Below are 25,715 nucleotides of genomic sequence, written 5' to 3'. Positions count from 1 at the left end.
CTGATCAATCCATCCTGCTTCCGAAGTTGGTTTGCTAAGTGTTGCTACTGTACCCCTTGATTCCTTAACAGGCTGTATGCCCTCGCCTCCCACCTTTTCTCCCCAAGGAAAAGGGAGATTTGATGAGCGGGGACTTGAGACAATCCCAAGCTAAAAAATCCGGCGACCGAAACAGAGACCAAGGGAGGAACTCTATTGCGGCATTGGCCGGGATACCTCGCCTGAGAAGGGATCCGCCGGAACCCTATTTGCCTCGCTGCAGAGGGGCTCGAGGCTGGCTCCCCAAGCTGCGCCCAAGAGCAAGGTTATCAACAGGTGAATGCGGCCATCCAAGATCACCACATCCAAAAGCCCCGCAGCAAAAAACGCCGTCAAGGCCAGTAAAACTCCCAAGAGGATCCCGTCTTGGGAGCAGCGCCAGGCTCCCCAGCTCCGCACCAAGATCCAGCCCCACAAGGCCAAATAGCCCAGCAGCAGAGGGATCCCGCCTTCTGCCGCTAGGTGCAAGTACAAGTTGTGGCAGTGGCCCAGCAGCTCCGGCGGATCCTGGGCGTTGTAGAGGGCAGGGAAGCTCTGCCAGCCCCAGCCCGTTAGGGGACGCTCCCGCACCATCTGCAGGGCAAAGCGCCAGGCATCCAGGCGGTTGGCCGTAGAGCTAAAGTAGGGGGCCTGGGGGTCAAAGGTGTCTGCCAACCGGCTCCAGATCAAGGAGGGCACAACCGCCCGCCAGCCGGGCCAATCCAAAGCCGCCGCCAAGCCGGCCAACCCCAAACTGGACAGGAGCAGGAGCCCCCACCAGCAGCGCCGCAGCGCCAGCCCAATGAGCAAAGCCAATCCCCCTGCCCCCCAGCCGTTGCGGGAGGCCGTCAGCAGCAACAGCAGGGATCCCAGCCCCAGCATTGCCGCCAGCCCTGCTCTGGTAAGGGGGGATGAGGCTACCCCCCACAGCCCCGCCGCCAAGCACAGGTGGATCACTAGGTAAATGGCCAGAATATTGGGGGAGGTGAAGGCCGCCGCCGGCCGCTCCCCGCCAGCCACTCCCGTAATCCAGAGCGGCCCCAAGAAGAGATGCCCCCGCCACCCCCACAGAACCTCTCCCCAGCCCAACAGCAGCATCAGTCCACTGCCTAGCACCAACACCTGCGCCAGGCGCCGGCGGCTGAGGGGATCCCTCAGTGCCCCAGCCAAGGCCGGCAGCATCAGCAGAAAAGGCCAGTAGTTAAACATCCCCAGCAAGCTCAGCCGCCAGTCTTCTGCCAGCAGCGCCGTTGTCACCGCAACCAGGCTCAGCAGGCCTGCCAAGCCCAACAGGGGATCCCGTCGGATCTGCTGCCAGGAGCGGCCATAGCTCTGCACCGTTCCCACCACCGCCAACAGCAGACTGGGGGCCAGGTTTAGCGGGATCAGCGCTGCCGCTCCCAACAGCCAGCCCTGGGGCTGCGAAGGCCAGGGATGCGGCGGCAGGCCTTTAGAGGCAACTGAGGGAGAAAAATTACTCATCGTCGATGGGGATCCCCGGTCGTACCCGCCCCTGACCGAAGTAGCGGCCAAACTGCAGCTCGTACACCTCATCTTCATCCTGGGTTTCCACCCACAGCTCCGAGCGGGCATAGCCCACGCACAGCAGCCCGTAGCCCTGCTCCTTCAGCTCCCGCGAGATCCCCATCGCCTCCGGCTGGTAGAGGGATCCCTGCCGGATCCGCACCGCACAGGTGGTGCAGGCGCCGTTGCGACAGGCAAAGGGCAGTTGGATCCCTTGGGCTTCGGCAGCCTCCAGGATGTATTGGTCGGCAGGTACCTGGATGAGATAGTGGGTGTCTTTCTGGCGGTCGTGGATGTGAACCGGGTAGGAATGCATGGAGGAGAAGGGCCTTTGCCAAGATCAGGAGACTTCTCCATGATCCCATAGGATTTCAATGGAGTTAGGCTACTCCCCAGCTCGGTAGGATAAGCTGAAGGCAGGGCCCCAAGGAGAGCAGCCTATGCTAGAAACCCACAATTCCCCCCTACCCTCAGTGGAAAAACTGCCGGCCACCTTCTCAGCCGAAGTTTTCAACAAGCTCATGGAGAGCAATACCGAAACTCGCCCCTGGGGCAGCTTTACAGTGCTAGATGAGGGCCCTGGCTACAAGATCAAGCGGATTGTGGTGCTGCCCAAGCATCGCCTTAGCCTGCAGATGCACTACCACCGCAGCGAACACTGGATCGTTGTTGCTGGCACCGCCAAAGTTACCTGCGGCGATGAAGAGCGGCTGATCACCACCAACCAGTCCACCTACGTGCCCCCCTGCACCAAGCACCGCCTGGAAAACCCTGGCGTCATCCCCTTGGTGATCATCGAGGTGCAAAACGGCCAGTACCTGGGCGAAGACGACATTATCCGCTTCAGCGACGACTATGCCCGTGCCAACGGTGGGCAACCGGCAAAAGCCTGAGCTTGGCATCCTTGGCCAGATAGCCTAGAACGGGAAAAAGATCATCAGCAGCAAGGCGGCAATCAAGCCCAGCGCCACCTGCACCGCCTGCCCAAAAGGAGGATGGCTGGTCACCACTTCGCCATAGCGGCTCTGGAAGCGGGACAGATCTAGGTAGGGAACTACCCCCCGCCGGAACCATCCCACCACCGCTCCTTCTTGGCCGATCAGCCTGCCTGCCCGGCTCTCCCCAAACAGGAAGTTGCCCAGCGGCCCAAACCGAGAAACATAGCGCAAGAAAATCATCCCCGTCTCATCCTGGAACTTGAGATCGGCGCCAAAGCGATAGCCTGGATCCCCTCGCCCAATCACCCGCCCCTGCAACTGCACCGGCAAGCCGCGCAAGGGGCTGGCATAGGGGTTGCTCATCGCCTTCAACACCGTCAACGCCGGCGGGTTTTCCAAGCTGGGGTACATCACCGTCATCTTCAGCAGTAGGCCCAAGCTGGCTCCCGCCACGGCCAGGCCGGCAAACATGCCGTAAGACCCTGCCTGCAGAGCGGGGATCCCGAGCACCATCCCCAAGATCGCCCCCAGCCACTCGGCGTTTAACAAAACCACGTCCAGAAGAAAATTGCCGTAGAGCTGCTGGCGGTTGAGCTGCTTGCCCTGGGCCACCACGCTGGCCATGTCGAACTCCACCGGCAGATCCAGTTGTTCGGCATAGGTGCCCAGCGCCCGCACCCGCTTGCCAGTGAGGGGATGGGTGGAGTTCAGCTCCATCCACCAGGCCCAAGGGTTAAACAGATCCCACAAAAACACCCTGCCCACCTGGCTGGGATCCGCAGCCACCCGGTAAGCTGTTCCCGCCATCACCGCCGCCTTGGCATCGTAGATCCCCAAGGCCCGCGTCCCTTCCAGCAGGCGAGCACTGCGCTGTCGGGCTTCCTCATCCTGTTCCCGCTCCCCTTCTTGCACAATGCCAAAGGCTATTTTCACCAGAGCCCGCGAGAGGGCGTTGGGGTTGCCGGTGGTTTCGGCGGCAAAGTGGTCGGCAAAGTACTCCCGCACCCGCGACAGATACAGCACCAAGTAGGAGCCAGCCACGTAGAAAAAGTAGGCGACCAGCGCCAAGGAACCTATGTTTTTGCCCCCTCTGCGATCCCGGCGGGTGTCGCGCAGGTAGACGTAGAGGAGGTAGAGGATCTGCACCAACGTGGAAGCCAGAGTCATGACCGCGAAATCCCAGTGGATCACATGCCCCAGCTCGTGGGCATAAACTGTAGCCACCTCCTCATCTTCCAAGTAGGTAAACAGGCCCTCGCTGACGACGATGCGGGCCGTATCCGGCAGGCTGCCATAGGTAAAGGCAGTGGGGTTTTGGTCGCGGATCAGACCCAGCTTCGGCTGCTTCAGCTTGTACTGGCGGCAGACCCGTTCGATCACCTCCGCGCTTTCGGGGCTGCGACGCCCGATTTCTGCCAGGCTCACCCACTGGGTGCCGTAGAGGCTGTGCTGGATCCAGTCCATCAGCCAGGGGGACAAAAAGAAAATCAGGGCGTTGAAGGCCAGGGTGAGCAAAACAGCAAAAAGGAGAGAGCCAAAAGAGAACCCCCCTTCCAAGGTGCCGAAAACGGCCAGGGCCAGCACAAACACCATGCCGAACAACAGGCTCAGGGTCACGCCGGCGGCCAGAGTGAGGTTGCCGGCAAAGCTGGCCAAAACCAGCGAGACCCCTGTCTGAGGAGCGCGATACCGGCGGTGGGTCTGACCGGTTTTGAGATTGGAGGTGGCGGGATCCAACTCTGCTAAGGTGCGGCTGGGGTTGAAGCAATAGCGGCTCAGCCAAACGCTCAACAGGCGCAGCTCATGGGGATTGAGGCTTTTCAGAGGTTCCAGCCACAGGGATGCTTCCACCGACAACGTCACCGTCGAGACGGCGCCGGGGTTGCGGAACAAGGTGGGCAGTAGGGGCAAAACCTCCTCTTTTTGCCCAGCGGTGAGGCTATGAAAACCCAAGACCGCCTGGCGCACCACGCTCGAAGGTTGAGGCAGGTCGGCAGTGAGCAACTGGCGGTCTTGGACAAAGCAGTAGCGGCTGAGATCTGGACTGTCGGCGGGATCCCTCCTGCCCGTCGCCACTTCCGGAGCCAGCCTCACCTGGGCCTTCCAGTCGGCCTGCTGCTGGCCGATGGGGCGGCTGTAGAGAGCCAAGCGCTTGACTTGAGGATAGCGGCTGGGAATTGCCTTCTGGAACCAGGCCGTCAGCCTCTCATGGTTGAGAGCAACGTGAGCAGGGTGGTTGATCATGACCACCAAGGCGTAGTCCTCGGCATTGTCCTGGAGGGGCTGGACCTTCACCTGGATCCTCAGACGCAGGTTTGCCAGAGCTTGCTCTAGCCACTGCGCCACTTCCTGCTCGTTCATAGCCATCTCCCGAATTGGGTGGGATAAGCTCAGTTATTGCCTCAACTGCCAATGGCTTTCGACTTTACAGCGGCTATTCTGGCACTTTCCCTGCCAAGGGGATCCCCATCTCCCCACAAACCCAGTACAGCTCCGCTGCTGGGAGAACGCCCCGGGCAAGTATCTGTCCAGGAGCTGAGCTTCAGAAATTGTTTGGCTACAAGATCGAGCGCTGTCCCTCCGGGCTGATGCCGATGATGGTGAGCTGGCAATCCAGCACCTTAAAGCCGTACTTTTCAGCCACCTTCTGGCTGATATTCAGGATGGCGTTGTTTTTGAACTCGATGACTTTGTTGGTTTTAATGCAAACCAAATGGTGGTGGTGGTGGGGGGCAGGCTGGTTGATCTCATAATGTTTGTGGCCTTCGGTCAGTTCCAGCTCGCGCAAAATGCCCATGCGTGCCATCAGCTTGACAGTGCGATAGATGGTGGAAAGGCTGATGTTGTGGCCTTCTTCCCGCAACTTTTTGTGCAGCTCCTCAGCGCTTAGGTGAGTGCCCTCGGGTAGGTTCTGAAAGGTTTGCAAGATAATCTCCCGCTGCCGGGTGGCTCGCCAGCCTCTGGCGTTCAGCTCTGCTTTGAAAGCTTCTTCTGTGTAGACCATAATGCCGCCTCTCCACTTTTGGGAAACATCGCCGCAACAGTCAATAAGTTCTGCAATTGATAATAGCTTCATCCAAGATAGTGCCACCGACTTTCGGCTGCCAAAGGAATCCTGCCCGCCCTCTAGAGAGGCAACCCCGGCGTCCGGACTGCCAGAGGGTGCGGGAAACCGGATCCCGCCTCTATTGGAAATGAGCTAGCCTACAGGGTATGCCCAGGTGGTTCTATAGTTCGAGTGAGTCTGGGCTAACATACTCGGGAAAAGGCCCGCGGCATCCCGGCGGCGTTGGTCAGCGTAGTCAATACGGGAAGGGAAAACAAAGATGCGGTTTGAGCAGCCCAAAACCTATTCCATCTCTCTAGGTGGCTGGGGCTTCTGGCTGGGATCCCTGGCCTTGGCAGCTTTGCTGACCCGTGTCGGGCTGGGTTGGCTGGTTGCTGGGTTGGTGGCTCTGTTGCTGTTCTTGCTCTCTCTGCCGGTACTGGTGCTGCTGGCCTTTCGTTGGTGGGCACGCCGCTGGATTGCCACGGATCGCTGCCCGGTCTGTGGGTCGGAATCGCAGGCCATCGAGGGCAGCCGCTTCTTCTGCCCCAGTTGTGGCGAGCCCCTGTTTGTTGCCGATGGACATTTTTACCGGCAAACGCCCCCCGGCACCATCGACGTGGAACCTGTGGAAGAGAGCGGCTGGGAGCTGCCGAGCTGAGGGATCCGCTCCTGCGGTGGGTCGGCGTTTTTAGAGGGCCTTTTGGGTGAAAAGTGCTCTGCAATACTATTGCGAACGACAGCGGCGGGTCTGGCCGGGCTGGCGGTTGGTTGCGATCGGGGTGGGGATGCTCTCGGCAGCGCTCCTGCTGCTGAGCTCAGCTCATTTTTCCCAGGCGACGGCGCAGGGATCCCTGCAGCCCCAGGTGGAGGCGTACCTAGCCCGGTTGAGCGGTCGCGGCTTTGCTTCCGCGGCCCAGGGGGTTTGGCTGCAGATGGGTGACCAAGTTTTGGGGCAACACCAGGGATCCAAGGCTCTGCCGGCAGCCTCTCTGACCAAGGTGGCCACTACCCTGGCTGCTCTGCAGCAGTTTGGATGGCAACACCGCTTCGTCACCACCTACTTGACAGCAGGTTCGCTGGGAACGGACGGAGTTTTGCAGGGCGATCTCTGGGTGCTGGGAGGGGAGGATCCCTTCTTTGTTTGGGAGGAAGCCTTCGCGGTGGGGAATGCCCTCAACGCCCAGGGGATCCGCCAGGTGCGCGGGGATCTGGTGGTGGCGGGCCGCTTTTACATGAACTTTTCCCAGGATGTGGCCCGCTCGGGAGCGCTGCTGCGGCAGGGGATAGATGCTCGCCTCTGGCCCTCGGAAGCCCAGGCGCAATTTCAAACTCTGCCCCCCGGCACGCCCAGGCCGCAGGTGGAGATTTTGGGGTCGGTGCGAGTTGCCCAGCAGATCCCCTCGGAGGCCCAGGTCTTGCTCAGACATGAATCGCCTCCTCTCCTTCATCTACTCAAGCTGATGAACCTCTACAGCAACAATGCCATGGCCGAGATGCTGGCGGAGGCGGTGGGGGGAGCGGCCCAGGTAGCCCAAAGGGCTCGGGCTGCAGCAGGGATCCCGGCAGAAGAGCTGCACCTGATCAACGGCTCAGGGTTGGGGGTGGAAAACCGCATCTCCCCGCGGGCCAATGTAGCTATGTTGCGGGCCATTCAATCGCTGCTGGAAGAGCACGGCTTGTCGCTAGCAGATGCCTTTGCCGTCGTCGGCCAGGATGTGGGGGTGTTGGAGCGGCGGCTGCTGCCGGGAGTGATGATCGCCAAGTCCGGCACCCTACCCAGCGTCAGCACCTTGGCGGGCGTGTTGCCAACTGAGCGGGGGGATATCTGGTTTGCTGTGATGAACAGCGGGGCCAACTTGGCCGACTTGCGCACCTCGCAGGGAGAATTCCTCAGCCGGCTCCAGTCCCAGTGGGGATCCCCCACCGCCTTGCCCGAGCGCTGGCTGCCTCGCTCCGTAGATACGGGATCCCGCACGGAGTCTAGCCCCCGCCTTTGATACGTCTCCTTTTGCCGTCCTGGGATAGGGGCTGGAAGGGGTTGCCTCAGCAGCAAAGTGCCTGGGGATGGGAAACCATCTCCAGCCGGTTTCGATCCAGCACTCTTCTGCGGAGAGCGTTTTGGCGATGGGGCGTACAGGAATCGAACCTGTGTAAGGCAAATTATGAGTTTGCTGCCTAAACCGCTCGGCCAACGCCCCTTCTTTCTCTACTTTAGCGCCCCTGTCTTTTCCAGAACCGGTGAAAAAAGCCCTGCTACAGGATAAGCTGCATGTCGGTGGTTAGCGGACAGCGGAGACCATGGCATCAGGGCGTTCTTGGCAGGGGCAACTGGCTTTAGGCTTGGGGCTGACAGCCCTATCCTTGGCTCTCTATTGGAGCTTTTTGGCCGTTGGGCAGCACTATCTCCACTGGAACGAAGCCACCGCTGTTGACTGGCAACCCACCAGTGAGAACCTGGCCGCGTCTCCTGCCCTGGAAGCGCAAACGGTGCCGTCCCTCTCTGAAGCCTCTTCTGCCGTCAACAACCTGCCAGAGGAATCCCCACTGCGGCTCTGGCTTGTTACCTTTATAACCGTGTTTGTGGCGGAGATGGGCGATAAGACTCAATTGGCCACCTTGCTCATGAGCGCCCAATCCAAGTCTCCCTGGGCGATTTTTTTCGGCTCTGCCAGCGCTCTAGTGACCGCCAGTTTGCTCAGCGTAGCCTTGGGGGGAGGACTGGGACAGGTGATCCCGGCAGACTGGCTACAATGGTTAGCGGGCAGCGGCTTCCTGGCAATCGGGAGCTATGTCCTCTGGCGGGAATGGCAAGGGAAGAGTGAGCCCTCTGAGGGAAGCGAGGGTGGCCTGCCAGGGAAAAGTTGAGAGCAACTTGGCTAGAGAGGCGTGTTGAGCCAGTACAGCAGTCAGATTTTCTCTTTCTTGAGACAGACCGCGGCGCGAGCTGCTCTGGTCAGCTTCGGCTCAATTTTGCTGGCCGAAATGGGCGATAAAACCCAGCTGGCCACCCTGCTCCTCAGCGCCCACTCGCAAAATCTTGGGGTGATCTTCTGCGGGGCTGCTGCTGCCCTGATCAGCACCAGCTTCATCGGGGTGTGGGCGGGAGCCTGGGTAGCGCGGGTCATCCCCCCCCGCTGGATCAAAACCTCGGCAGGCGTAGGGTTCCTCCTAATCGGCCTCTCCCTACTCTGGGGATCCCTGCCCATAGCCGGCTGAGCAAAGGCCTTCAGGATGGCTTCGGCAAAGCATGTTACGATTAAGGACACCTCGCACTCTACCGGAGTGCTTTACTTGATGCCGGACAACCGGTCAGGAAGACCAGCATGGCCAAAAAACGCAACCTGAAGCGGGAAAAAGCCGAGCGCAACCGCGAGTATGCCAAGCAGTTTCAAAAAAGTCGTGCTCGCAATAGCCGCCGCTTCCGTTCTGTCCCTCGTGATCAGGAGGCCAGCGCTGGCGAAGAGCAGCAGCCGTGATGGCGAGTTTATCGAGAGGCTCTGTTGGCCAACACCCTAACCGGATCTAGCCCAGCAAAGCTGCTATTGTAGGCAGGGGTGGGCTGGAGCGGACAACCATGAAGTACCGACGTATTCTGCTGAAGCTGAGCGGTGAAGCCCTCATGGGGGAACGTCCCTACGGGATTGACCCCGAGGTCTTGCAATCCATTGCCGGCGAAGTGGCCTCGGTGGTGCGGGCGGGCGTGCAGGTGGCGATCGTGGTGGGAGGGGGCAACATCTGGCGCGGGCGCAAGGAAGCGGCTGCCCAGGGGATGGATCAAGCTTCTGCTGACTACGTGGGGATGTTGGCTACCGTCATCAATGCCCTAACCCTGCAGGATGCCATCGAGCGAGCCGGGATCCCGACGCGGGTGCAGACGGCCATTGCCATGCAGGAGGTGGCAGAGCCTTACATTCGTCGCCGCGCCATTCGTCACCTGGAAAAAGGGCGGGTGGTGATCTTTGGGGCAGGATCCGGAAATCCCTTCTTTACCACCGACACGACTGCGGCCTTGCGGGCGGCGGAGATCGATGCCGAGGTGATTTTCAAGGCCACCAAGGTGGACGGAGTTTACGACGCGGATCCCAAGACCCATCCTCAGGCCCGCCGCTACGATGTTCTCAGCTACCAGGATGTGCTTACCCGCGATCTGCGGGTGATGGACAGCACCGCCATCGCCCTCTGCAAAGAAAATCAACTACCCATCGTGGTTTTCGACCTAACCACCCCCGGCAACATCTACCGGGTGGTGCAGGGTGAGCCCATCGGCACTTGGATTGGACAAACAACTCCCAAGAGCAATGGGATCCCTGCCCGCTTGGCCCAGGAGAGTGGATCCTAAGTGGAATAGGTCGAGGCTACACTGGGGGTGGCCTTGAGTGGCCGGTGACGGCCTGAGGATCTCTTCTGGCCACGCCAACCTGGCCAGAGGATGTGCTGACGCGATGTGGAGGGGAAGGCGATGACAGATCACCGCGATCCCGCCTCGCCCGAAGGCCTGATCGCCCAGAGTGCTCCGCCCTGCTGCCGCCAACGTTGGGGTCGCCGTCTGGTGCAAGGCTTAGCTTTCCTGGTGGCTTTGGCCGTCGGCTTTGGCTACTGGCGCTGGCAGACCTGGCTTCAGCCGGTGGGTGGCCCAGAGCCAATCCAGGTGGTGATCCAGCCGGGCAGCAGCAGCCGTTTAATCGGAAAACAACTGCACCAAGCGGGGGTGATCCGCTCTGCTTTGGCCTGGGAGCTGTGGAGCCGCACCTTTGGCCGCGACTGGCTGTTTCAGGCAGGTACCTACGCTTTGGATCCCAACCAAGACATGCTATCTGTAGCCCGACAACTGCGGCAGGGCCGGATTCTGCAGCGGCGGCTGACCATCCCAGAGGGCTGGCGGATCGAGCAGATGGCGGCGGCCTTAGCGGAGCGCAAGTGGATGCCAGCCGATGTTTTCATTGCCACAGCCCGTGTGATCCCACCCCTTGAGTGGCTGCCCCCCAGCTTGAACTCCCTGGAAGGCTACCTCTTCCCCGATACCTATCTTTTTCCTGTCGAACAGGTGGAGGGATCCCTGCCAGATCAGCAAAAAGCCGAGATTGTAATCAACGCTATGCTGCAGCGGTTTGCCGCTGTGGCCCTACCCCTGTTTCGCCAGCACACCACTTCCCTCTCCTTGCATGAGTGGGTTACCCTGGCCAGCATTGTGGAGCGGGAGGCCGCTGTGCCGGAGGAGCGCGCCTTAATCGCGGGTGTCTTCTTGAACCGGCTCAAGCAGGGAATGCCCCTGGGAGCCGATCCGACGGTGGAATATGCCTTGAATATCCGGCAAACTCCGGATCGCCGCCTCACCCTTGCCGAGGTGCGTACTCCCTCTCCCTACAACACCTACCTCAACCCCGGATTGCCCCCTGGCCCCATCGCCAGTCCGGGCTTGGCCAGCCTCAAAGCCGTTTTGGAGCCTGAGGAGACCGACTACCTCTACTTTGTGGCCCGCTACGACGGCACCCATGTTTTCAGCAAGACTCTAGCCGAGCACGAGGCAGCTCAACGGCAAATCCTCCGCGAGCGGCAGGGATCCCCGCCCGGTCTTCAACCTAGTCTTTGATGAGGAGGTCAGGAGAATTGGCGCTTGGTGGTTGAAAAGCTTCCAAATGGTACACAAACCTTGGTTCAAGCTCCTGCAACCGGATGTGGTGGTGGCCGGCACTGTCTTGCGGCTGCGGGCAGAAGATCTGTTGGCCTGGCAGGTGAGGGGTGTCATCTTCGACGTGGACGACACGCTGGTGCCGATCCGCCAAGCGGAGGTGGATCCGGCTGTGGCCGCCTGGCTGGAGCAATTGCGCCCCCACTTTCAGATTTGGCTGGTGAGCAACAACCTCAACCGCAGCCGCATTCGCCAAATTGGTGAGAGCTTAAACCTGCCTTACATTCACGGCGCTGGCAAACCCTCGCGGCGCGCTCTGCGGCGGGCTGTGGCGCAAATGAACTTGCCGGTGGAGGCGGTAGCCATCGTGGGCGATCGCCTGTGGACAGATATCCTGGCGGGCAATCGGCTGGGCTTGGTTACCGTACTGGTCAACTCCCTCCTGCCCAAGACTCCGGAGAAGAGCCCTGCGGCCATTCTGGATCCCCGCTTTTGAGAGAGAGCCATGGCTACCTTGCAAGACGGGAAGGCTCGCGTTGTACCTGCCCTGCGTATGCGGGGGGAGTCGGAGGGAGGTCAGGGCCAATGGCAACGAGACTCTATTTGTATCCCCAGCTCCCCCCTTCCAGAGAGAGAAGAGTTGGGGCGAGAGCGCGAGGCATCGGAGAACCGTTGGGAAACTGTCTACTTAGGCTGCCGATCCGGTGGCGCTTCCGAAAGGAGGAGTCGCGGGAAATCTCGCCAAGTTGACCCATCTGCCACAGTTTTTTGTAGAGTGACGGCAGTGAGCCGGATCCGGCATTAGGCCCGCCGGGTGGCGGTGTAAGGGCAGCGTCAAATCCAAAGGTTAAGCATGCAAACCATCCCTATCGTCAAGTCCGCCATGCAACGGGTGAAGTCCATGATGCAAAAATCGCTGCGGTCTGTTTCCATCTCTCACCGTCCCAAGTCTCTGTTGATATCCCAGGGACGGAGTTTCATTAAGCTGAGCAGCCTGCTGGCCTTACCCTTGCTGGTCTCGGCATGGCCCGCTTGGGCCTTGACCTTAGTGGCCCGTCCGGATCTGCGCAGCCTCAAGCGGGCACAAGTCATTCGGGTGGTCGATTACAACACCCTGGTTGTCCAGCTCGAAGGGGACTTGAATTTGCGCCTGGTGCAACTGATCGGGATTGATCCTCTGCCGGCAGAGGTCAATCCTACGTGGACGGAGCTGCGCAGGCAAACCCCTCTGCCTATCTACAATGCCGGTCAATACCTGCAGACGGCTTTGCTGGGGCGCGAGGTGTTCTTGGAGTTGGATCCCGCTCTGGCGCCCACCCCCACCCTGCCTGCCTACGTTTGGCGGGCCAATACCCTCATCAACCAGGAGATGCTGTTTTTGGGGCATGGCCTACTGTCGCCGCAAACCAATGGCCTCAAGTACGGCGCTATTCTCAAAGAGGCAGCCAATGCGGCAAGGCAACAGGGGCGCGGCTATTGGACGCCCTATGGCCCTCGCTAGAGAGAAGCCAAAGATGAGTCCAGAGCCGCCTAGCCCTTGGGGATGGCTCTCGACTTCATCAAACAGTTTCGCTGCCATTTGGTAAGGGCTTGGGATCCGCGGTATGGGAAACGGCTCTTCGGGAGAGGCGCTCCGCCCCAGATTCCGTCTAAAAGGCGGGAGCGAGCCGTTCTCTCGAGATTGCTCACCTTTTGTATTTCCTTAGTATTTAGCCTGCTTATATATGATGATCTCAGGCGGGCTTTCGATCCTGGGCTGCCGAGTTCCCTAGGTTGGAAGGGATCCCGCTGGGTGATTTGGAGTTCCCTATGGCGGATGAACTGCCGTTTACCCTGGATCAGCTCCTCATCGTTCAGGCAATTGCGCAGCAGGGGAGTTTTCGGCGGGCTGCTGAGAGCCTGTTTGTCTCCCAGCCGGCGGTCAGCTTGCAGGTGCAGAACCTGGAGCGACAGTTGGGAGTGGTGTTGTTTGACCGTGGCGGGCGCAAGGTGGAACTGACCGATGCGGGGCAGGTGTTGCTGCACTACAGCGAGCGCATCCTCAAACTCTGCCGGGAAACGGTCCAAGCTCTGGCCAATTTGCAAGAGATGGGAGGGGGGCACTTGGTTTTGGGGGCCAGCCAAACGGTGGGCACCTACGTCATGCCCTCTTTGATCGCGCAGTATCACCGCAGCTATCCCCAGATTTCGGTGCAGCTCTTGGTGCAATCCACGCGGCGAATTGCCCAGAAGCTGGTGGAAGGTCGGCTGGATCTGGCCATTGTCGGCGGGGAGATCCCCTTTGACTTACAGCGGCATTTGAAGGTGATGGCTCTGGCGGAAGACGAATACGTGTTGGTCGGCGCCCCCGGCTTTGCCCTCGATGCTCCCGCCCTTGTGGATCTGTTGACTTTGCCCTTCATTACCCTGGATCCCCAGTCTTCCACGCGGCAGACCATCGACCGGGTGTTGAATCGCCACGGCATCAACCCGGGCCAGCTAAACGTACGGCTGGAACTCAGCTCGATTGAGGCGATCAAGAATGCCGTCCAGGCTGGCTTGGGGGTGGCTTTTTTGTCGATGGTGGCAGTGGGCTCCGACTTGGAGCAAGGGCGGCTGAAAAAACTGGCGGTGGAAGGGCTGCAGATACGGCGCACCCTTTGGCTGGCGTTTAACCCGGAGCGCTACCAATCGCAGGCGGCCACCCGCTTTCGCCAGGGGCTGCTGAGCTGCCAAGACTGGCTGAAAACTCCCCCTCCCCACTTACAGTTGATCGCTTGAATGGCAGCTTTTTCCGACCAGATCGGAGAGAGCGGAGGGGATCCCTTGGGAGTGGAAAAAGCTGTGTTCATCGACTAGGGAGCTGATGAGGGAGCAAGAACTGTTGGAACGACTGCCTTTGGCGCAGCGTCTGGCGGAGTTGAGGGCCCGCATTCAAGAGATCCCGCTGCAGAGGGTGCAGTTGGAGGGATTAACTCTGGCGGGAGCAGAGTCCTGCTGGGCCGCCTATCGGGAGCTGGGGCAAGGCGAGATGCCGCTGCTGTTTTTGCACGGCTTCATGGCCACTCACGCCAATTGGTGGCCGCTGATGCAAGGGTTGGGCGACCGATACCGCTGCATCGCCCTAGATTTGCTGGGGTTTGGTCAGTCCAGCCAACCGGCTCTGCGCTACGACATCGCCGTGGAAGTAGAGTTTGTGCGCAGGTTTGTCGAGGCGCTGCGCCTGTCTGAGCCGGTGTTGGTGGGCCACTCTTTTGGCGGCTGGGTGGCGGCAGCCTACGCCATTCGTTACCCCCTGCGGGGGTTGGTCTTACTGGCGCCTGCCGGGATCCGCGACGACAGCTTTGTCAAACGCTACCGGCACATGCGGCTTTTGCTCCGGGAAGGCGCGTGGGTTGATAGGCTGCTGCGAGCCGCCATCCCCCTGGCCCGCTGGGGACGTTGGGAGGAGCGACTGGCTTGGCTCCTGTGGCTGCGGGGATCCCTGCGCCAGCAGCCGGTGGCCCGACAATTTCTCCGCCAGCGCCTGCGCCCCCAAGATGCCGTTGATACCGTTGAGCGTGACTTACACTCCATTCAGGCCCCCACCCTGGTGATCGCTGCCGAGCAGGACGACACTATCCCCCTCTGGCATTGCCAGACCTATGCAGCAGGGATCCCTGGAGCACAGCTCAAGATCTTGCCAGGAGCTGGACACGCTATCCCTGCCCTGCATGCAGAGCAAGTGCTGCCCCTGATACGGGAGTTTCTGGAGAGCTTGCGCCCAAAGCCGGACTAAGGGATCCCGACCTCTCCTTAGTTCTAAGCAAGCACCCACCCCGGTGAAAGACCCGGACAGTGCTGTCAGTCAACAAGTAAGCGGAACCTTGAGACTGGGTTCCAAGGAACTGTCTAGGGGCGTCTTGACAGCGCCTTTGCGAGTCCATCTGTGGATTGCGCAAGAATCCCCCGACTTTAGTCGGGGGAGTGTCAATGCCCTCATGCCAAGCTTCTTAGCCCGGCAACAGAGAACTCCCTCAACATCGGGGCTGTCTCGGCCCAGGCGGTCATAGCCCTAGCCCCTCTGCCAGAGGGGGAGGGGAGCGGCAGGCAGTATACAGTTTTGCTGCATCTTGCCTAACCAGCGAGCTATAGACTGGGAAGGAGGTAGGCTGGCAGCGCGACTGCTTTTTCCGGCAAATACCTGGGAGGGCAGGAAGGAGAGTGGCGAAGATACCCATCTGGCTACAGGGAGTGAGCTATGCCATCTATGGCTTTCTCTACCTGCCGATTCTGTTGATCGTCGTCTACTCGTTTAACCGCGCCCGCTTTGGCCTGGCGTGGACGGGTTTTACCTTCGATTGGTACTTGGCTCTCTTTCGCAATGCGGCAGTTTGGCAGGCAACCCAAAATACGTTCCTCTTGGCCTTGGTCAGCACCCTGGTGAGCACGGTGCTGGGATCCCTCTTGGGCTATGGCCTCTACCGCTACCGTTTCCCCGGCCAAAAGATTGTGCAGGGGTTGCTGCTGTTGCCGGTCACTGTCCCGGATATTGTGATGGCGATTACGCTGCTGCTGTTTTACCAGTTTGTGCGCGCCTACACCGGCTGGTTTGAGCTGGGCTTGGGAACGATGATCCTGGCCCACATCACCTTTCAGATTGCCTTTGTGGCCATCGTGGTGCGCAGCCGCCTGCAGCTTTTGGATCCCGCTTTGGAGGAAGCCGCCTACGACCTTTACGCCAACACCTGGCAGAAGCTGCGCTATGTAACCTTGCCCCTGGCCAGGCCGGGGATCCTGGCCGCGGCGCTGCTGGCCTTTACCCTCTCCATCGATGACTTTGTCATCTCCTTTTTCACCAGCGGGCCGGAAAGCCAGACCCTGCCCATCCTCATCTACAGCACGGCGCGGCGGGGGGTGACGCCGGAGATCAACGCCCTCTCCACCGTGATCATCCTGGCTACCTTGGTCGTGGTGATGGGGTTTCCCCTGCTCAGCCGCTCCCGCTAGCCCCCCTCTCCCTCAGGGAGAGGGGCTGGAGGTGAGGGTGGATCCCTCAGGGATAGAGGCCGTGGGTGAGGATCTCAGGAAGAGGGGCTGGGGGTGAGGGATCAAGTATTGAAATAGCGGGCCGCCGGGTGGTAGGCGACGATGGCGGTGGTGGACTGTTCCGGATCCAACTGGTCGCTGTCGTCCATGGTCAGGCCGATGCGCTCGGCCCGGAGCAGCTCCAACAAAACCCGCTGATCGGCAATGTTGGGGCAGGCAGGATAGCCGAAGCTGTAGCGGGAGCCGCGGTAGCCCTGGTGCAGGATCTGGCGGATGTCAGGGCTGTCCTCGCCGCCAAAGCCCAGCTCCCGCCGGATGCGGGCGTGGCACCACTCTGCTAAGGCTTCTGCCAGGGTGACGGCCAGGCCGTGGAAGTAGAGGTAGTCAGTGTACTGGCCTTCGGCAAACAGGCGCTGGGCGTAGGCCGTGGCCTCTGGCCCCACTGTAACTGCCTGCATGGGGAAAACGTCCACCAGGCCGGTGGAGCGATCGGCGAAGAAGTCGGCAATGCAGAGGCGCTGGCCGGTTTTTTGGCGGGGGAAGGTGAAGCGGGCCAGCTCCCGCACCTGGGGAGAAAGCTGGGGGCGCTCGACAGTGGGCAGTTGGAAGTAGGTGGTGGAGCCGGGCTCTAGAGCAAACAGCTCGGGGAAGCTGGCCGGGTCGAAGAGGATTAACGTATTCCCTTCCGCCTGCGCCGGGAAGTAGCCATAGACCACCTGCGGGTGCAGCAGGTCTTCGCTCAGGATCCGCTCCTTCCAACGCTCGATCACCGGCTCCACCTGGGTGGCGAGAAACTGGGCAAACTCCTCCGCCGACTGGTCGCGCGGCTTGCGGATCTGCCACTGGCCGGCCACCAGGGCCTGCTTGTCGATATAGAAGAAGACTTCCGGCCAGGGGATCTGATCTGAGGCGAGAACTTTGGATCCCCAGAAGGGGGGGATGGGCCGCTCGGTATCCAGGGCAACGGCCTCGGAACGACGGGTGTCTGCCCCGCCGTCGCCAGCCGAGACCGCAAGGGCAGGAACAGCACCCACGGTCACCTCTGGAGCCGGCAAGGTGGGATCCGCTGGATCCGCAGCAGCCTCCTTCTGGCCGTTGACTCGCTGCTCCAAGTCATCCAGAAAACCCAGCCGGTCATCCCAGCGCCCGGCGGCCTTGGCCTGCATCAGCCGATCCATAAAGTGCAGGTCGGTAAAAGCGTCGCGGCCATAGATGACTTGGCCCTTGTAGGTCTGGCGGCAGTCTTCTTCCACAAAGCGGCGGGTAAGGGCCGCCCCCCCTAGGATCACAGGCACGGCGATGCCCCGCTCGTTAAACACCTCTAGATTTTCTTTCATAAACGCAGTGGATTTCACCAACAGGCCGCTCATGGCAATGCAGTCGGGTTTGTACTTTTCATAAGCCTCGATGATGTTTTCCACTGGCTGCTTGATGCCCAAATTGATGACCTTGTAGCCGTTGTTGGTGAGGATGATGTCCACCAGGTTTTTGCCGATGTCGTGGACATCTCCCTTGACGGTGGCGATCAAGAAGGTGCCCTTGCACACCTCCCCGCCCACCTTTTCCATGAAGGGCTCTAGGTATTTCACCGCCGCCTTCATGGTTTCTGCCGACTGCAGCACAAAAGGCAGTTGCATTTTGCCGGCGCCAAAAAGCTCCCCCACCTCCTTCATGCCGTCCAGCAAAAAGGTATTGATGATCTCCAGGGGGGAGTATTTCTGCAGCGCCTCCGCCAGGGTCTCCTCCAGGCCGATGCGCTCCCCGTCGATGATGTGCCGCCGCAGCCGCTCTTCCAGCGGCAGCTTGGCCAGGGATCCGGCAGCGCGCAGCTCCTGGCTGGAAACCCCTGCAAACAGCTCCGTCAGCCGCGCCAGGGGATCGTAGGTGCAGATACCCTCAGTGTTAAACTGCCGCCGATCCCAAATGAGATCCCGGCACACCTGCTGCTGCTCCTCCGGGATCTTGCTTAGGGGCAGGATCTTGGCGGCGCTAACGATGGCAGCATCCAGCCCGGCCTGGCGGCACTCGTGCAAAAACACTGAGTTCAAGACCACGCGGGCTGCTGGCGAGAGCCCAAAGGAGATGTTGGAGATGCCCAAGAGGATGTGGGTATCGGGGAAAGCCTGGCGGATGCGGCGAATGGCCTCCAGGGTAGCTGCTCCGTTGGCGCGGTCTTCCTCAATGCCGGTGGAGATGGGCAAAGCCAAGGGGTCAAAGAAAATCTCGTAGGGCGGGATCCCGGACTCAAGCGCCTGGCGATAGGCCCGCTCGGCAATCTGGAACTTCTTCTCGGCAGTGCGGGCCATGCCTTCCTCGTCGATGGTGCCGATGACCACCCCCGCGCCGTAGGTCTTGGCCAGCTCCAGCACCTTCAGGAAGCGCTCTTCCCCATCCTCGTAGTTGGTGGAGTTGAGCAGGCACTTGCCCCCGGCCACCTTGAGGCCGGCCTCCATCTTCTGCCAGTCGGTGGAATCCAGCATCAGGGGAAGCGGGATCTGGGTCACCAGCCGCGAGACCAGCTCCCGCATATCCCGCACCCCATCCCGGCCCACGTAGTCCACGTTCACGTCGAGGATGTGGGCTCCCTCCCGCACCTGCTCCCGCGCCAGGGCCACCAGGCCGTCCCAATCTTCAGCGTTGAGCAGCTCCCGCATCTTCTTGGAGCCGCTGGCATTGAGGCGCTCGCCGATGATTAAGAACGAGTTGTCCTGGAGGTAGGGCTGGGGCGAGTAGATCGAGGCGGCAGCCTGGATGCGCTCGACGGAACGACGTTTGGGCCGCAACCCCTGGACGGCTGCCACCAAAGCAGCAATGTGCTCCGGGCGGGTGCCGCAGCAGCCCCCCACCACCGCCACCCCCAGATCCCGCACAAAGTGCTCCAGGTGAAAGCGCAACTGCTCCGGCGTCAGCTTGTAGTGGGCCTTGCCGCCGATGTTTTCCGGCAGGCCAGCGTTGGGGATGCAGGAGATGGGGAAGGGGGAATGGCGGGAGAGGTAGCGGATGTGCTCGGCCATTCTGTCCGGCCCGGTGGCGCAGTTGAGGCCCAGCACATCGATGGGGTAGGGCTCCAGGATGGCCAGCGCTGCCCCAATCTCGGTGCCCACCAGCATCGTCCCCTGTACCTCAAAGGTCAGGGACACCACCACCGGCAGGCGGATCCCGCGCCGGGCAAACTCCTGACCCGCGGCCACCAGCGCCGCCTTGGTCTGCAGAATGTCCTGACAGGTCTCGATGATGAGCAGATCCGCCCCGCCGTCGAGGAGCCCCCGAACTTGCTCCTCATAGGCAGCCCGCATCTCGTCAAAGCTAATGTGCCCCAGGGTGGGCAGCTTGGTGGTGGGGCCAATGGAGCCGGCCACAAAACGAGGCTTTTCCGGCGTTGAGAACTCGGCTGCCACCCGCTTGGCCAGCCGCGCTGCCGCCACGTTGAGCTCGTAGGCTTTTTCCGGGATCCCGTACTCGGCCAAGACAATCGAGGTGGCGCCAAAGGTATTGGTCTCGATGACGTCGGCCCCCACCTCCAGAAAACCCCGGTGAACCTGCGCCACCGCCTCCGGCTTGCTCAGCACCAGGATCTCGTTGCAGCCTTCCAGCTCCGGCCCACCAAAATCGGCTGCCGTCAGGTTCTGGGCCTGCAGGGAGGACCCCATTGCCCCGTCGAAGACAATCACGCGTTCCTGGAGATGCTGCAGGAAGGGGTGGGTCATAGGCGTCGCGGCTCAGGCAGGGATGGGTTCAGAGCTGCTAAAGAAAGCTGGATTTAAGTTAGCATTGAGTCAATTCCCCGGACTAGGCCAAGGCAGGGATCCCCTAGACCAGGATCTCAAGGCTGGGACGGAATGGGGTAAAGTTGAGATTTTCTTCGTCTGCCCTGTTGCTGTTTCCCCAAGGGCGGGCTAATTTAGGGAAGACATTTTGGTGTGAACGGCTACAGTTGCCTGCAGGAACCTTCCTCAAGGTCGCTTGCTGGCTGCTGCAGTTTACTCTTCTCCTTGTATGTTGGGGTGATTGAGGTGCTGAATACCCTGCCCTCTCAGTCAGTAAGTGGCTTGGATTGTGTCAGGGGATAAGCAAAGCCAAAGGTTTGCCTTTCGAGATCTCGGGAGGCTTTACCCATCAAAACGGGTTTTGCGCCAGTTTAGCTAAACCCTATGAGCGATATCTGCTTCGAGATCGGCCTGAGCGATCGGTTGCCTAGAAGTGGGCGAGCTTGCCCGGCACAAACGGGGTTTGCGTCTGCGGAACTTGACTCCCTCCATTTGGCGTCAGGGGCCGCAGCAGAGTTGGCACCTGCTTCCCTCATTTCGGCGTCTAGAACCCCTTAGTCTCCTCCAGTTGTCTGTGATTAAAGTTACGAGGAACTCAGCATGGCTCAAGCAAAGGAATTGGTGAAGTCTGGTCATACGGCTCTTCTCGAACTGGATCTGGAAAGTTCATCCTCCATCCCTTTGGATGCGGACAATGAGGTGGATCCCCTTGAGATGGAACCGGATGCCAGTGACACTGATGCTTTTGATGAGGATGATGAGGATGACGAAGAGTCCCTCGAGGAGGATGCCGATGCTGCTGCCGCCGCTGCCAAGGGCCGTTCAAAGCGCAAAGCGGCCAGCAAGAAAAAACCCTACACCGATGACTCCATCCGCGTCTATTTGCAGGAAATCGGTCGTATCCGCCTGTTGCGGGCAGATGAAGAAATTGAGCTAGCCCGCAAAATTGCCGACCTGCTGGAGTTAGAGCGGGCTCGTGAGGCCGTTTTCCAGCGTATGGGCCTCTGGTCCGACCCGGAGGAGGTACCGGAGACGTTGTGGGCAGAAGAAGTGAAGATGTCTCTGCCTGAATTCCGGCGGCGCTTGCATCGGGGGCGACGGGCCAAAGAAAAGATGGTGCAGTCCAATCTGCGGCTGGTGGTCTCTATTGCCAAGAAATACATGAACCGGGGCCTGTCGTTCCAGGATCTCATCCAAGAGGGATCCCTGGGTCTGATCCGGGCAGCGGAAAAGTTTGACCACGAGAAGGGCTACAAGTTTTCCACCTATGCCACTTGGTGGATTCGCCAGGCCATCACCCGTGCCATTGCCGACCAATCGCGCACCATTCGCCTGCCGGTCCACCTCTACGAGACCATCTCCCGCATCAAGAAGGTCACCAAGCAGCTTTCTCAGGAGCTGGGCCGCAGGCCGACCGAAGAGGAGATCGCCACCCGCATGGAGATTACCATCGAGAAGTTGCGCTTCATCGCCAAGTCGGCTCAGCTTCCCATCTCTCTGGAGACTCCCATCGGTAAGGAAGAGGATTCGCGGCTGGGGGACTTCATCGAGTCGGAAGGGGAAACCCCCGAGGAGCGAGTGGCCAAGGTTTTGCTCCGAGAGGATCTGGAAAGCGTGCTGGAAACTCTCACCCCCCGCGAGCGGGATGTGTTGAAGCTGCGCTACGGCCTAGACGATGGCCGTATGAAAACTCTGGAGGAGATCGGCCAGATCTTCAACGTGACCCGCGAGCGGATCCGGCAGATCGAGGCCAAGGCGCTCCGCAAGCTGCGCCACCCCAATCGCAACAGCGTGTTGAAAGAGTACATCCGCTAGGATCCGGTCTTAGGATGGACTCAGTTGCCGCCGCCAACCGACGTATGGAGCCTCTTCAGTATGAACCCCCATGAGACGCCGGATCCCAACTCCTCTGCAAAGGCTGATGGGGAGGGCAGGGATCTGCCTCCAGCCAGGGTGGAGTACCACGTGGAGGAGTTTAAGATCAGCGGGGACGAGCTGTTGGCCAAAATTCGCGAGTTGATCGAAGAGGCCAATGTTCGCCGCATCCTGATCAAAAATGCCGAAGGGCAGACGCTGATCGAGATCCCTCTGGGCGTAGGAGTGGCCGCAGGGGTGTTGGGGGCGGCTTTGTTTCCGGTGTTGGCGGCTGTGGGAGCAATCGGTGCCCTGGTGGCCAAGCTGACCATTGGGGTGGAGCGAACCATTCGCAATGATTCCTAGCCCGCCAAGATTGTTCTAGCGGCTGACACCCGCCTAGAGGCCAAGCCGGTGAGGCGCTTGTGGGCAGCTTTGACTTTCTACACCGCCCTGCCTTTGGGGAGGTTGGGTAGGCTACAGTTCGAGGGCATTGCTGCCTGGTTGCCGGCAGTGGGCTTGCTGTTGGGTGGGATCCTCACCCTAGCGGCGCTTCTGCTGCAGATTTTCCCGCCGCCGGTGCGAGCAGCTTTGCTCGTGGCTCTGTGGGTGCTGTTAACCGGCGGGCTGCACCTGGATGGGGTGGCTGACACTGCCGATGGGTTGGCGGTCAACGTCCCCAAGAGCTTTGCCGACACGGAACGGCCAGCCGTCAACGGGCTATCCCGCCGCCTGCAGGTGATGAGGGACAGCCACACCGGGGCCTACGGGGTGCTCGCCTTGGTGCTGGTGTTGCTGCTAAAATTTGCCGCCCTGAGCAGCCTGCAGGTCTGGCCTCTCTTGCTGCTGGTGCCGGCTTGGGGACGCTGGGGCCAGTTGCTCGCTATCGCCCTATACCCCTATCTGCGCGACCAGGGATCCGCCCGCTTCCTCAAAGACTCCACCTCTCTGCCGGGATCCCTGTGGCCGGGCACGCTGCTGTTGCTGGCCATCACTGGGGGGGTGGGCTGGGCCGGGCTCCTGGCTTGGCGGCCTTTGCTGCTCTGGACCCTGGGCTCTGCTCTGGGAGCCCTGGCCGTGGGCCATTGGCTCTACCGCCAATTGGGAGGGCACACGGGGGATACTTACGGGGCTACGGTGGAGTGGTCGGAGGCGATAGCCCTGCTGTGGGGATCCCTGATCGGCCCATCCTAAGCCCCCTCTCTTTTTGGGAGAGGGGCGCGAGGGCCTCTAGACCAGGCCAACTTGTTCGGCTAAGCCCAACTGCTGACGGGCCGTTTGGCAGTCTTGCTGAATTTGCTGAACCAAATCCGCCACCGCGGGAAATTTCCGCTCTGTCCGGATAAAGCCCTGCAGCGCCACCTGCACCTCTTGACCGTAGAGATCACCTGTCCAATCCAACAGATGCACCTCGACGGTGTGCTGTGAACCGGCAAACGTGGGCCGATGGCCAATGTTCATCACCCCAGGCAGGGCTGCCGCCTCAGCAGGCACATTCACCCAAACGCTGTACACCCCGTCGCGGGGCAAAAACTTCTCCGGCGGCAGGCGCAGATTGGCGGTGGGAAAACCCAGCTCTCGGCCCCGCCGATCCCCTGGCACCACCTCTCCGATTAGCCGGTAGGGACGGCCCAAGAGCTCTGTTGCCGCTGCCACCTCCCCCGTGGCCAGGGCGGCACGAATGCGAGAGCTGCTCACCCGCTCCCCCCTTAGTTGCGCCTCTGGGATCACCTCCACCGGAATGCAGCGTTCCGATCCCCAGGCTTGGAGGGTTTGGGCGTTGCCGGCACGGCGGTGGCCAAAGCAAAAGTCCCAGCCGATGCTGAGATGGCGAACACGCAGACCCCGTTCCAGTACCGTCTGGATGAACTCCTGGGGAGGCTGGCGGGCAAAGGCGGGGGTGAAGGGGAGTAACACCACCTGCTCAAAGCCCATCTGGGCCAACAGAGCCAGCTTCTCCGCAGGCGGCGTGAGCAGCAGGTGCTTTCGGCCCGTCAACACCTCTTGGGGGTGAGGATGAAAGGTGAGAACTGTGCGCACCCCCTGCAGGGAGTCGCGAATAGGCTGCAGCACCTTTTGATGGCCCAGGTGCAAGCCATCGAAGTTCCCGATGGCAACGGCGGTGGGTCGCAAGGTTTGAGCCAGGTCAGAAGTTACGTGCACCGCTTGGGATCCCGAACAACAAACAGCCAATTAACCACTGCCCGACAATCTCTACCAGAGCGGCCAAAGCAAAGCCATCAGCCCACTGAGGCCAACCACAGCCCACAAGCTTCGTCGCAGGCGCTGCAACACAGGGTCGATTTGATAGTGGACGATCAGCCGATGCTGCGCCAGCTCCTCTTCCGATTTGGCGTAGATTGCCCCGTCGTACCAGCCGCTTTCTTCGTAGGGAATCCGCGCCTGCGCCAAGCGCCGCCGCACATAGGCCCATCCCAAGTAGAGGTGGAGCAACACCAGGCCGAGCAAGGCATTGGCCCCCAGCACCGTCCCCGAGGCGAAGTGGCCCCATTCCCCAGCAAAGCTGCCCCAGACCAGCGGCGCAACTACCAGGGCAGTCGCTCCCCAAAGGCCGACAAGCCGCTGCACATAGGGGATCCCTTCCAACACCGGCCAGCGAAAAGGAAAAGCTTCTCTCAGCTCTGCATACTGCCGCAGCGGCTGTTGCTCAGCAGGAATGGGATGGGAAGGATCCACCATACAGCCTTAATGTATCTACACAAAATGATACTGGCAGGCCCAGCCCCCCGCCAAGCCCAGGCCAGCCGCAGTTCAACCGAGGGGGGAGAGGAGTATTCTTAATGTTGTATAGAGCGTGGTCACGTTACCTCCGGTTCTACCATGAGCGTCCCAGGCGAATCTGCCGCCACCACCCCCCCCTATGTGATCTTGAGAGAGCCGGACGGCAGCCAGAGGAAGTATGTTCTCGCCGGAGCGGCCGCTTGGACGGTAGGCCGCGATGCGGACAACTCCATTGTCCTCAACGATCCCAGCGTTTCCCGCCAACATGCCCTGCTGCAGTATTTAGATGACCACAGCATCTATCTCATCGATCTGGGCAGCCGCAACGGCTCATTTGTCAACAATCGCCGCATCAGCATTCCCACCCTGCTGCAAGATGGAGATCACCTCACCCTCGGACAATCGCAGCTTGAGTTTCACAGCGGATCCCTAGCCAGCCTAGAACCCAGCTCTGCCGGCAAACCCTCAGACACCTTGGTCCTGCAGACCCGCTGGCTGATCTCGGTGGCCGTAGTTGACGTGCGCGGTTACGGACAACTGACCCAGCAACTGGACGAGCGCCTGCTTTCCCAGGTGATGGGCGACTGGTTCCGGCGCGGCGGCGACATCATCCAGCACCATGGAGGCAGTGTCGATAAATATATCGGTGACGCGATTATGGCCGTCTGGTTCCATGCACCCCAAGCGGATCCCTTACAAGCTGAACACGCGGAGATTGATCTCGATGTGAAGTCGGTCTTGCAGGCTCTGGTGAAGCTGTTCCAGATGACCGAACAACTGAACGGCGAGTTTCCCCTGCCTTCTCCCCTGCGCTTGGGGGCGGGTGTCAACACCGGCTCAGCCATTGTGCGACAGGTGGGCAACAACACCCGCCAGGAATACACCGCCCTGGGCGATACGGTTAATTTGGCCTTTCGCATCGAGAGTGCCACCCGCACCCTCAACACTGACCTGGCCATCAGCCAAGACACCTACGCTTGCTTGGCCAAACAACTAAGGCAGGTAGCCGCCTGTTTTTCCCAGCAGGCGGTGCAGCTCAAGGGGTATACCCACCCCCACCAGGTGTACTACTGCGATGTCCGCTCTCTGCAAGCGGTTCTCGAACTCTAACTAAAACGTGCGCAGAAGTTTGGGATCCACCTCGCCCACATAGGTGTTGAGACCAATGGCCGTGGCAACTAGAGCCC

At 60.6% G+C, this 25,715-nt stretch carries 24 protein-coding genes and 1 tRNA gene; 17 read left to right on the top strand and 8 right to left on the bottom strand.

The window, feature by feature from the left end; translation table 11 throughout:
* Positions 1-192: 192 nt before the first annotated feature.
* Complete coding sequence (locus tag NW841_RS04705) at positions 193-1,500, bottom strand: O-antigen ligase family protein (protein ID WP_414385596.1); 1,308 nt, start codon at positions 1,498-1,500, stop codon at positions 193-195.
* Entirely contained in the window at positions 1,493-1,858 is a 366-nt protein-coding gene (locus NW841_RS04700) for a 2Fe-2S iron-sulfur cluster-binding protein (RefSeq protein WP_414365542.1), read from the bottom strand. The genes NW841_RS04705 and NW841_RS04700 overlap by 8 nt, the downstream gene beginning before the upstream one ends.
* A 205-nt stretch (positions 1,859-2,063) precedes the next feature.
* On the opposite strand from NW841_RS04700, the gene NW841_RS04695 reads away from it, so the two are divergent.
* The gene (locus NW841_RS04695; protein ID WP_414385598.1) at positions 2,064-2,435 is read left to right on the top strand and encodes a phosphomannose isomerase type II C-terminal cupin domain; all 372 of its coding nucleotides are present in this window, start codon (positions 2,064-2,066) and stop codon (positions 2,433-2,435) included.
* 24 nt (positions 2,436-2,459) lie between these two features.
* Here NW841_RS04695 and NW841_RS04690 read toward each other — a convergent pair whose 3' ends face one another.
* The gene (locus tag NW841_RS04690; RefSeq protein WP_414385595.1) at positions 2,460-4,841 is read right to left on the bottom strand and encodes a M48 family metalloprotease; all 2,382 of its coding nucleotides are present in this window, start codon (positions 4,839-4,841) and stop codon (positions 2,460-2,462) included.
* A gap of 196 nt (positions 4,842-5,037) precedes the next feature.
* A complete protein-coding gene (locus NW841_RS04685; protein WP_414365540.1) occupies positions 5,038-5,484 on the bottom strand; it encodes a Fur family transcriptional regulator in 447 nt (148 codons plus the stop codon).
* A gap of 322 nt (positions 5,485-5,806) precedes the next feature.
* Here NW841_RS04685 and NW841_RS04680 point away from each other — a divergent pair, with 322 nt between their 5' ends.
* Entirely contained in the window at positions 5,807-6,187 is a 381-nt protein-coding gene (locus NW841_RS04680) for a hypothetical protein (RefSeq protein WP_414372398.1), read from the top strand.
* A gap of 46 nt (positions 6,188-6,233) precedes the next feature.
* Positions 6,234-7,526 carry a D-alanyl-D-alanine carboxypeptidase gene (locus NW841_RS04675; protein WP_414385593.1) on the top strand — a complete coding sequence of 431 codons (1,293 nt, stop codon included), beginning with the start codon at positions 6,234-6,236 and terminating at the stop codon, positions 7,524-7,526.
* Between the two features lie 128 nt (positions 7,527-7,654).
* On the opposite strand, the gene NW841_RS04670 is transcribed toward NW841_RS04675, so the two are convergent.
* Positions 7,655-7,727 (bottom strand) — tRNA-Ile (locus NW841_RS04670).
* 100 nt (positions 7,728-7,827) lie between these two features.
* On the opposite strand from NW841_RS04670, the gene NW841_RS04665 reads away from it, so the two are divergent.
* From NW841_RS04665 to NW841_RS04620, 10 genes are all read left to right on the top strand, one after another.
* The gene (locus NW841_RS04665; protein WP_414385591.1) at positions 7,828-8,394 is read left to right on the top strand and encodes a TMEM165/GDT1 family protein; all 567 of its coding nucleotides are present in this window, start codon (positions 7,828-7,830) and stop codon (positions 8,392-8,394) included.
* A gap of 57 nt (positions 8,395-8,451) precedes the next feature.
* A complete protein-coding gene (locus tag NW841_RS04660; protein ID WP_414385588.1) occupies positions 8,452-8,745 on the top strand; it encodes a TMEM165/GDT1 family protein in 294 nt (97 codons plus the stop codon).
* 107 nt (positions 8,746-8,852) lie between these two features.
* Positions 8,853-9,005, top strand: a complete 153-nt coding sequence (locus tag NW841_RS04655; RefSeq protein WP_011431218.1) for a hypothetical protein — start codon at positions 8,853-8,855, stop codon at positions 9,003-9,005.
* A 98-nt stretch (positions 9,006-9,103) separates the two neighbouring features.
* Complete coding sequence (gene pyrH, locus NW841_RS04650; RefSeq protein WP_414372388.1) at positions 9,104-9,868, top strand: UMP kinase; 765 nt, start codon at positions 9,104-9,106, stop codon at positions 9,866-9,868.
* Between the two features lie 120 nt (positions 9,869-9,988).
* Positions 9,989-11,119, top strand: coding sequence for an endolytic transglycosylase MltG (gene mltG, locus NW841_RS04645; protein WP_414365533.1), 1,131 nt, complete (start codon positions 9,989-9,991; stop codon positions 11,117-11,119).
* Positions 11,120-11,165: 46 nt separating this feature from the next.
* The gene (locus NW841_RS04640; protein WP_414365531.1) at positions 11,166-11,654 is read left to right on the top strand and encodes a YqeG family HAD IIIA-type phosphatase; all 489 of its coding nucleotides are present in this window, start codon (positions 11,166-11,168) and stop codon (positions 11,652-11,654) included.
* 357 nt (positions 11,655-12,011) lie between these two features.
* Positions 12,012-12,659 carry a thermonuclease family protein gene (locus NW841_RS04635; protein ID WP_414365530.1) on the top strand — a complete coding sequence of 216 codons (648 nt, stop codon included), beginning with the start codon at positions 12,012-12,014 and terminating at the stop codon, positions 12,657-12,659.
* A 308-nt stretch (positions 12,660-12,967) separates the two neighbouring features.
* Positions 12,968-13,918 carry a LysR substrate-binding domain-containing protein gene (locus NW841_RS04630; RefSeq protein WP_414365528.1) on the top strand — a complete coding sequence of 317 codons (951 nt, stop codon included), beginning with the start codon at positions 12,968-12,970 and terminating at the stop codon, positions 13,916-13,918.
* 85 nt (positions 13,919-14,003) lie between these two features.
* On the top strand, positions 14,004-14,915 hold the full coding sequence (locus tag NW841_RS04625; protein ID WP_414365526.1) for an alpha/beta fold hydrolase: 912 nt from the start codon (positions 14,004-14,006) through the stop codon (positions 14,913-14,915).
* A 425-nt stretch (positions 14,916-15,340) separates the two neighbouring features.
* Positions 15,341-16,126, top strand: a complete 786-nt coding sequence (locus tag NW841_RS04620; protein WP_414365675.1) for an ABC transporter permease — start codon at positions 15,341-15,343, stop codon at positions 16,124-16,126.
* A 101-nt stretch (positions 16,127-16,227) separates the two neighbouring features.
* Here NW841_RS04620 and metH read toward each other — a convergent pair whose 3' ends face one another.
* On the bottom strand, positions 16,228-19,872 hold the full coding sequence (metH, locus tag NW841_RS04615) for a methionine synthase (protein WP_414385587.1): 3,645 nt from the start codon (positions 19,870-19,872) through the stop codon (positions 16,228-16,230).
* Positions 19,873-20,532: 660 nt separating this feature from the next.
* Between metH and rpoD the strand changes: the two genes are divergently transcribed.
* The 3 genes from rpoD to cobS are packed head-to-tail and all read left to right on the top strand — an operon-like array spanning position 20,533 to position 22,980.
* Complete coding sequence (gene rpoD, locus NW841_RS04610; RefSeq protein ID WP_414385586.1) at positions 20,533-21,747, top strand: RNA polymerase sigma factor RpoD; 1,215 nt, start codon at positions 20,533-20,535, stop codon at positions 21,745-21,747.
* A 60-nt stretch (positions 21,748-21,807) separates the two neighbouring features.
* A complete protein-coding gene (locus NW841_RS04605; RefSeq protein ID WP_414377266.1) occupies positions 21,808-22,152 on the top strand; it encodes a DUF4342 domain-containing protein in 345 nt (114 codons plus the stop codon).
* Positions 22,153-22,200: 48 nt separating this feature from the next.
* Positions 22,201-22,980 carry an adenosylcobinamide-GDP ribazoletransferase gene (gene cobS, locus NW841_RS04600; protein ID WP_414365671.1) on the top strand — a complete coding sequence of 260 codons (780 nt, stop codon included), beginning with the start codon at positions 22,201-22,203 and terminating at the stop codon, positions 22,978-22,980.
* A gap of 36 nt (positions 22,981-23,016) precedes the next feature.
* On the opposite strand, the gene NW841_RS04595 is transcribed toward cobS, so the two are convergent.
* Both NW841_RS04595 and NW841_RS04590 read right to left on the bottom strand, forming a co-directional pair.
* Positions 23,017-23,949 (bottom strand): bifunctional riboflavin kinase/FAD synthetase, encoded by a 933-nt coding sequence (locus tag NW841_RS04595; RefSeq protein ID WP_414365670.1) that lies wholly within the window; start codon positions 23,947-23,949, stop codon positions 23,017-23,019.
* Between the two features lie 51 nt (positions 23,950-24,000).
* Complete coding sequence (locus NW841_RS04590; protein WP_414365669.1) at positions 24,001-24,486, bottom strand: CGLD27 family protein; 486 nt, start codon at positions 24,484-24,486, stop codon at positions 24,001-24,003.
* 141 nt (positions 24,487-24,627) lie between these two features.
* On the opposite strand from NW841_RS04590, the gene NW841_RS04585 reads away from it, so the two are divergent.
* The gene (locus tag NW841_RS04585) at positions 24,628-25,638 is read left to right on the top strand and encodes an FHA domain-containing protein (RefSeq protein ID WP_414377272.1); all 1,011 of its coding nucleotides are present in this window, start codon (positions 24,628-24,630) and stop codon (positions 25,636-25,638) included.
* Positions 25,639-25,715: the final 77 nt, after the last annotated feature.

The sequence above is a fragment of the Synechococcus sp. H60.3 genome, assembly GCF_047462295.1.
Taxonomy (GTDB): Bacteria; Cyanobacteriota; Cyanobacteriia; order Thermostichales; family Thermostichaceae; genus Thermostichus.
The sequence above is the reverse complement of the archived record's forward strand: the minus strand, read 5'-3'. Positions and strand labels throughout refer to the sequence as shown.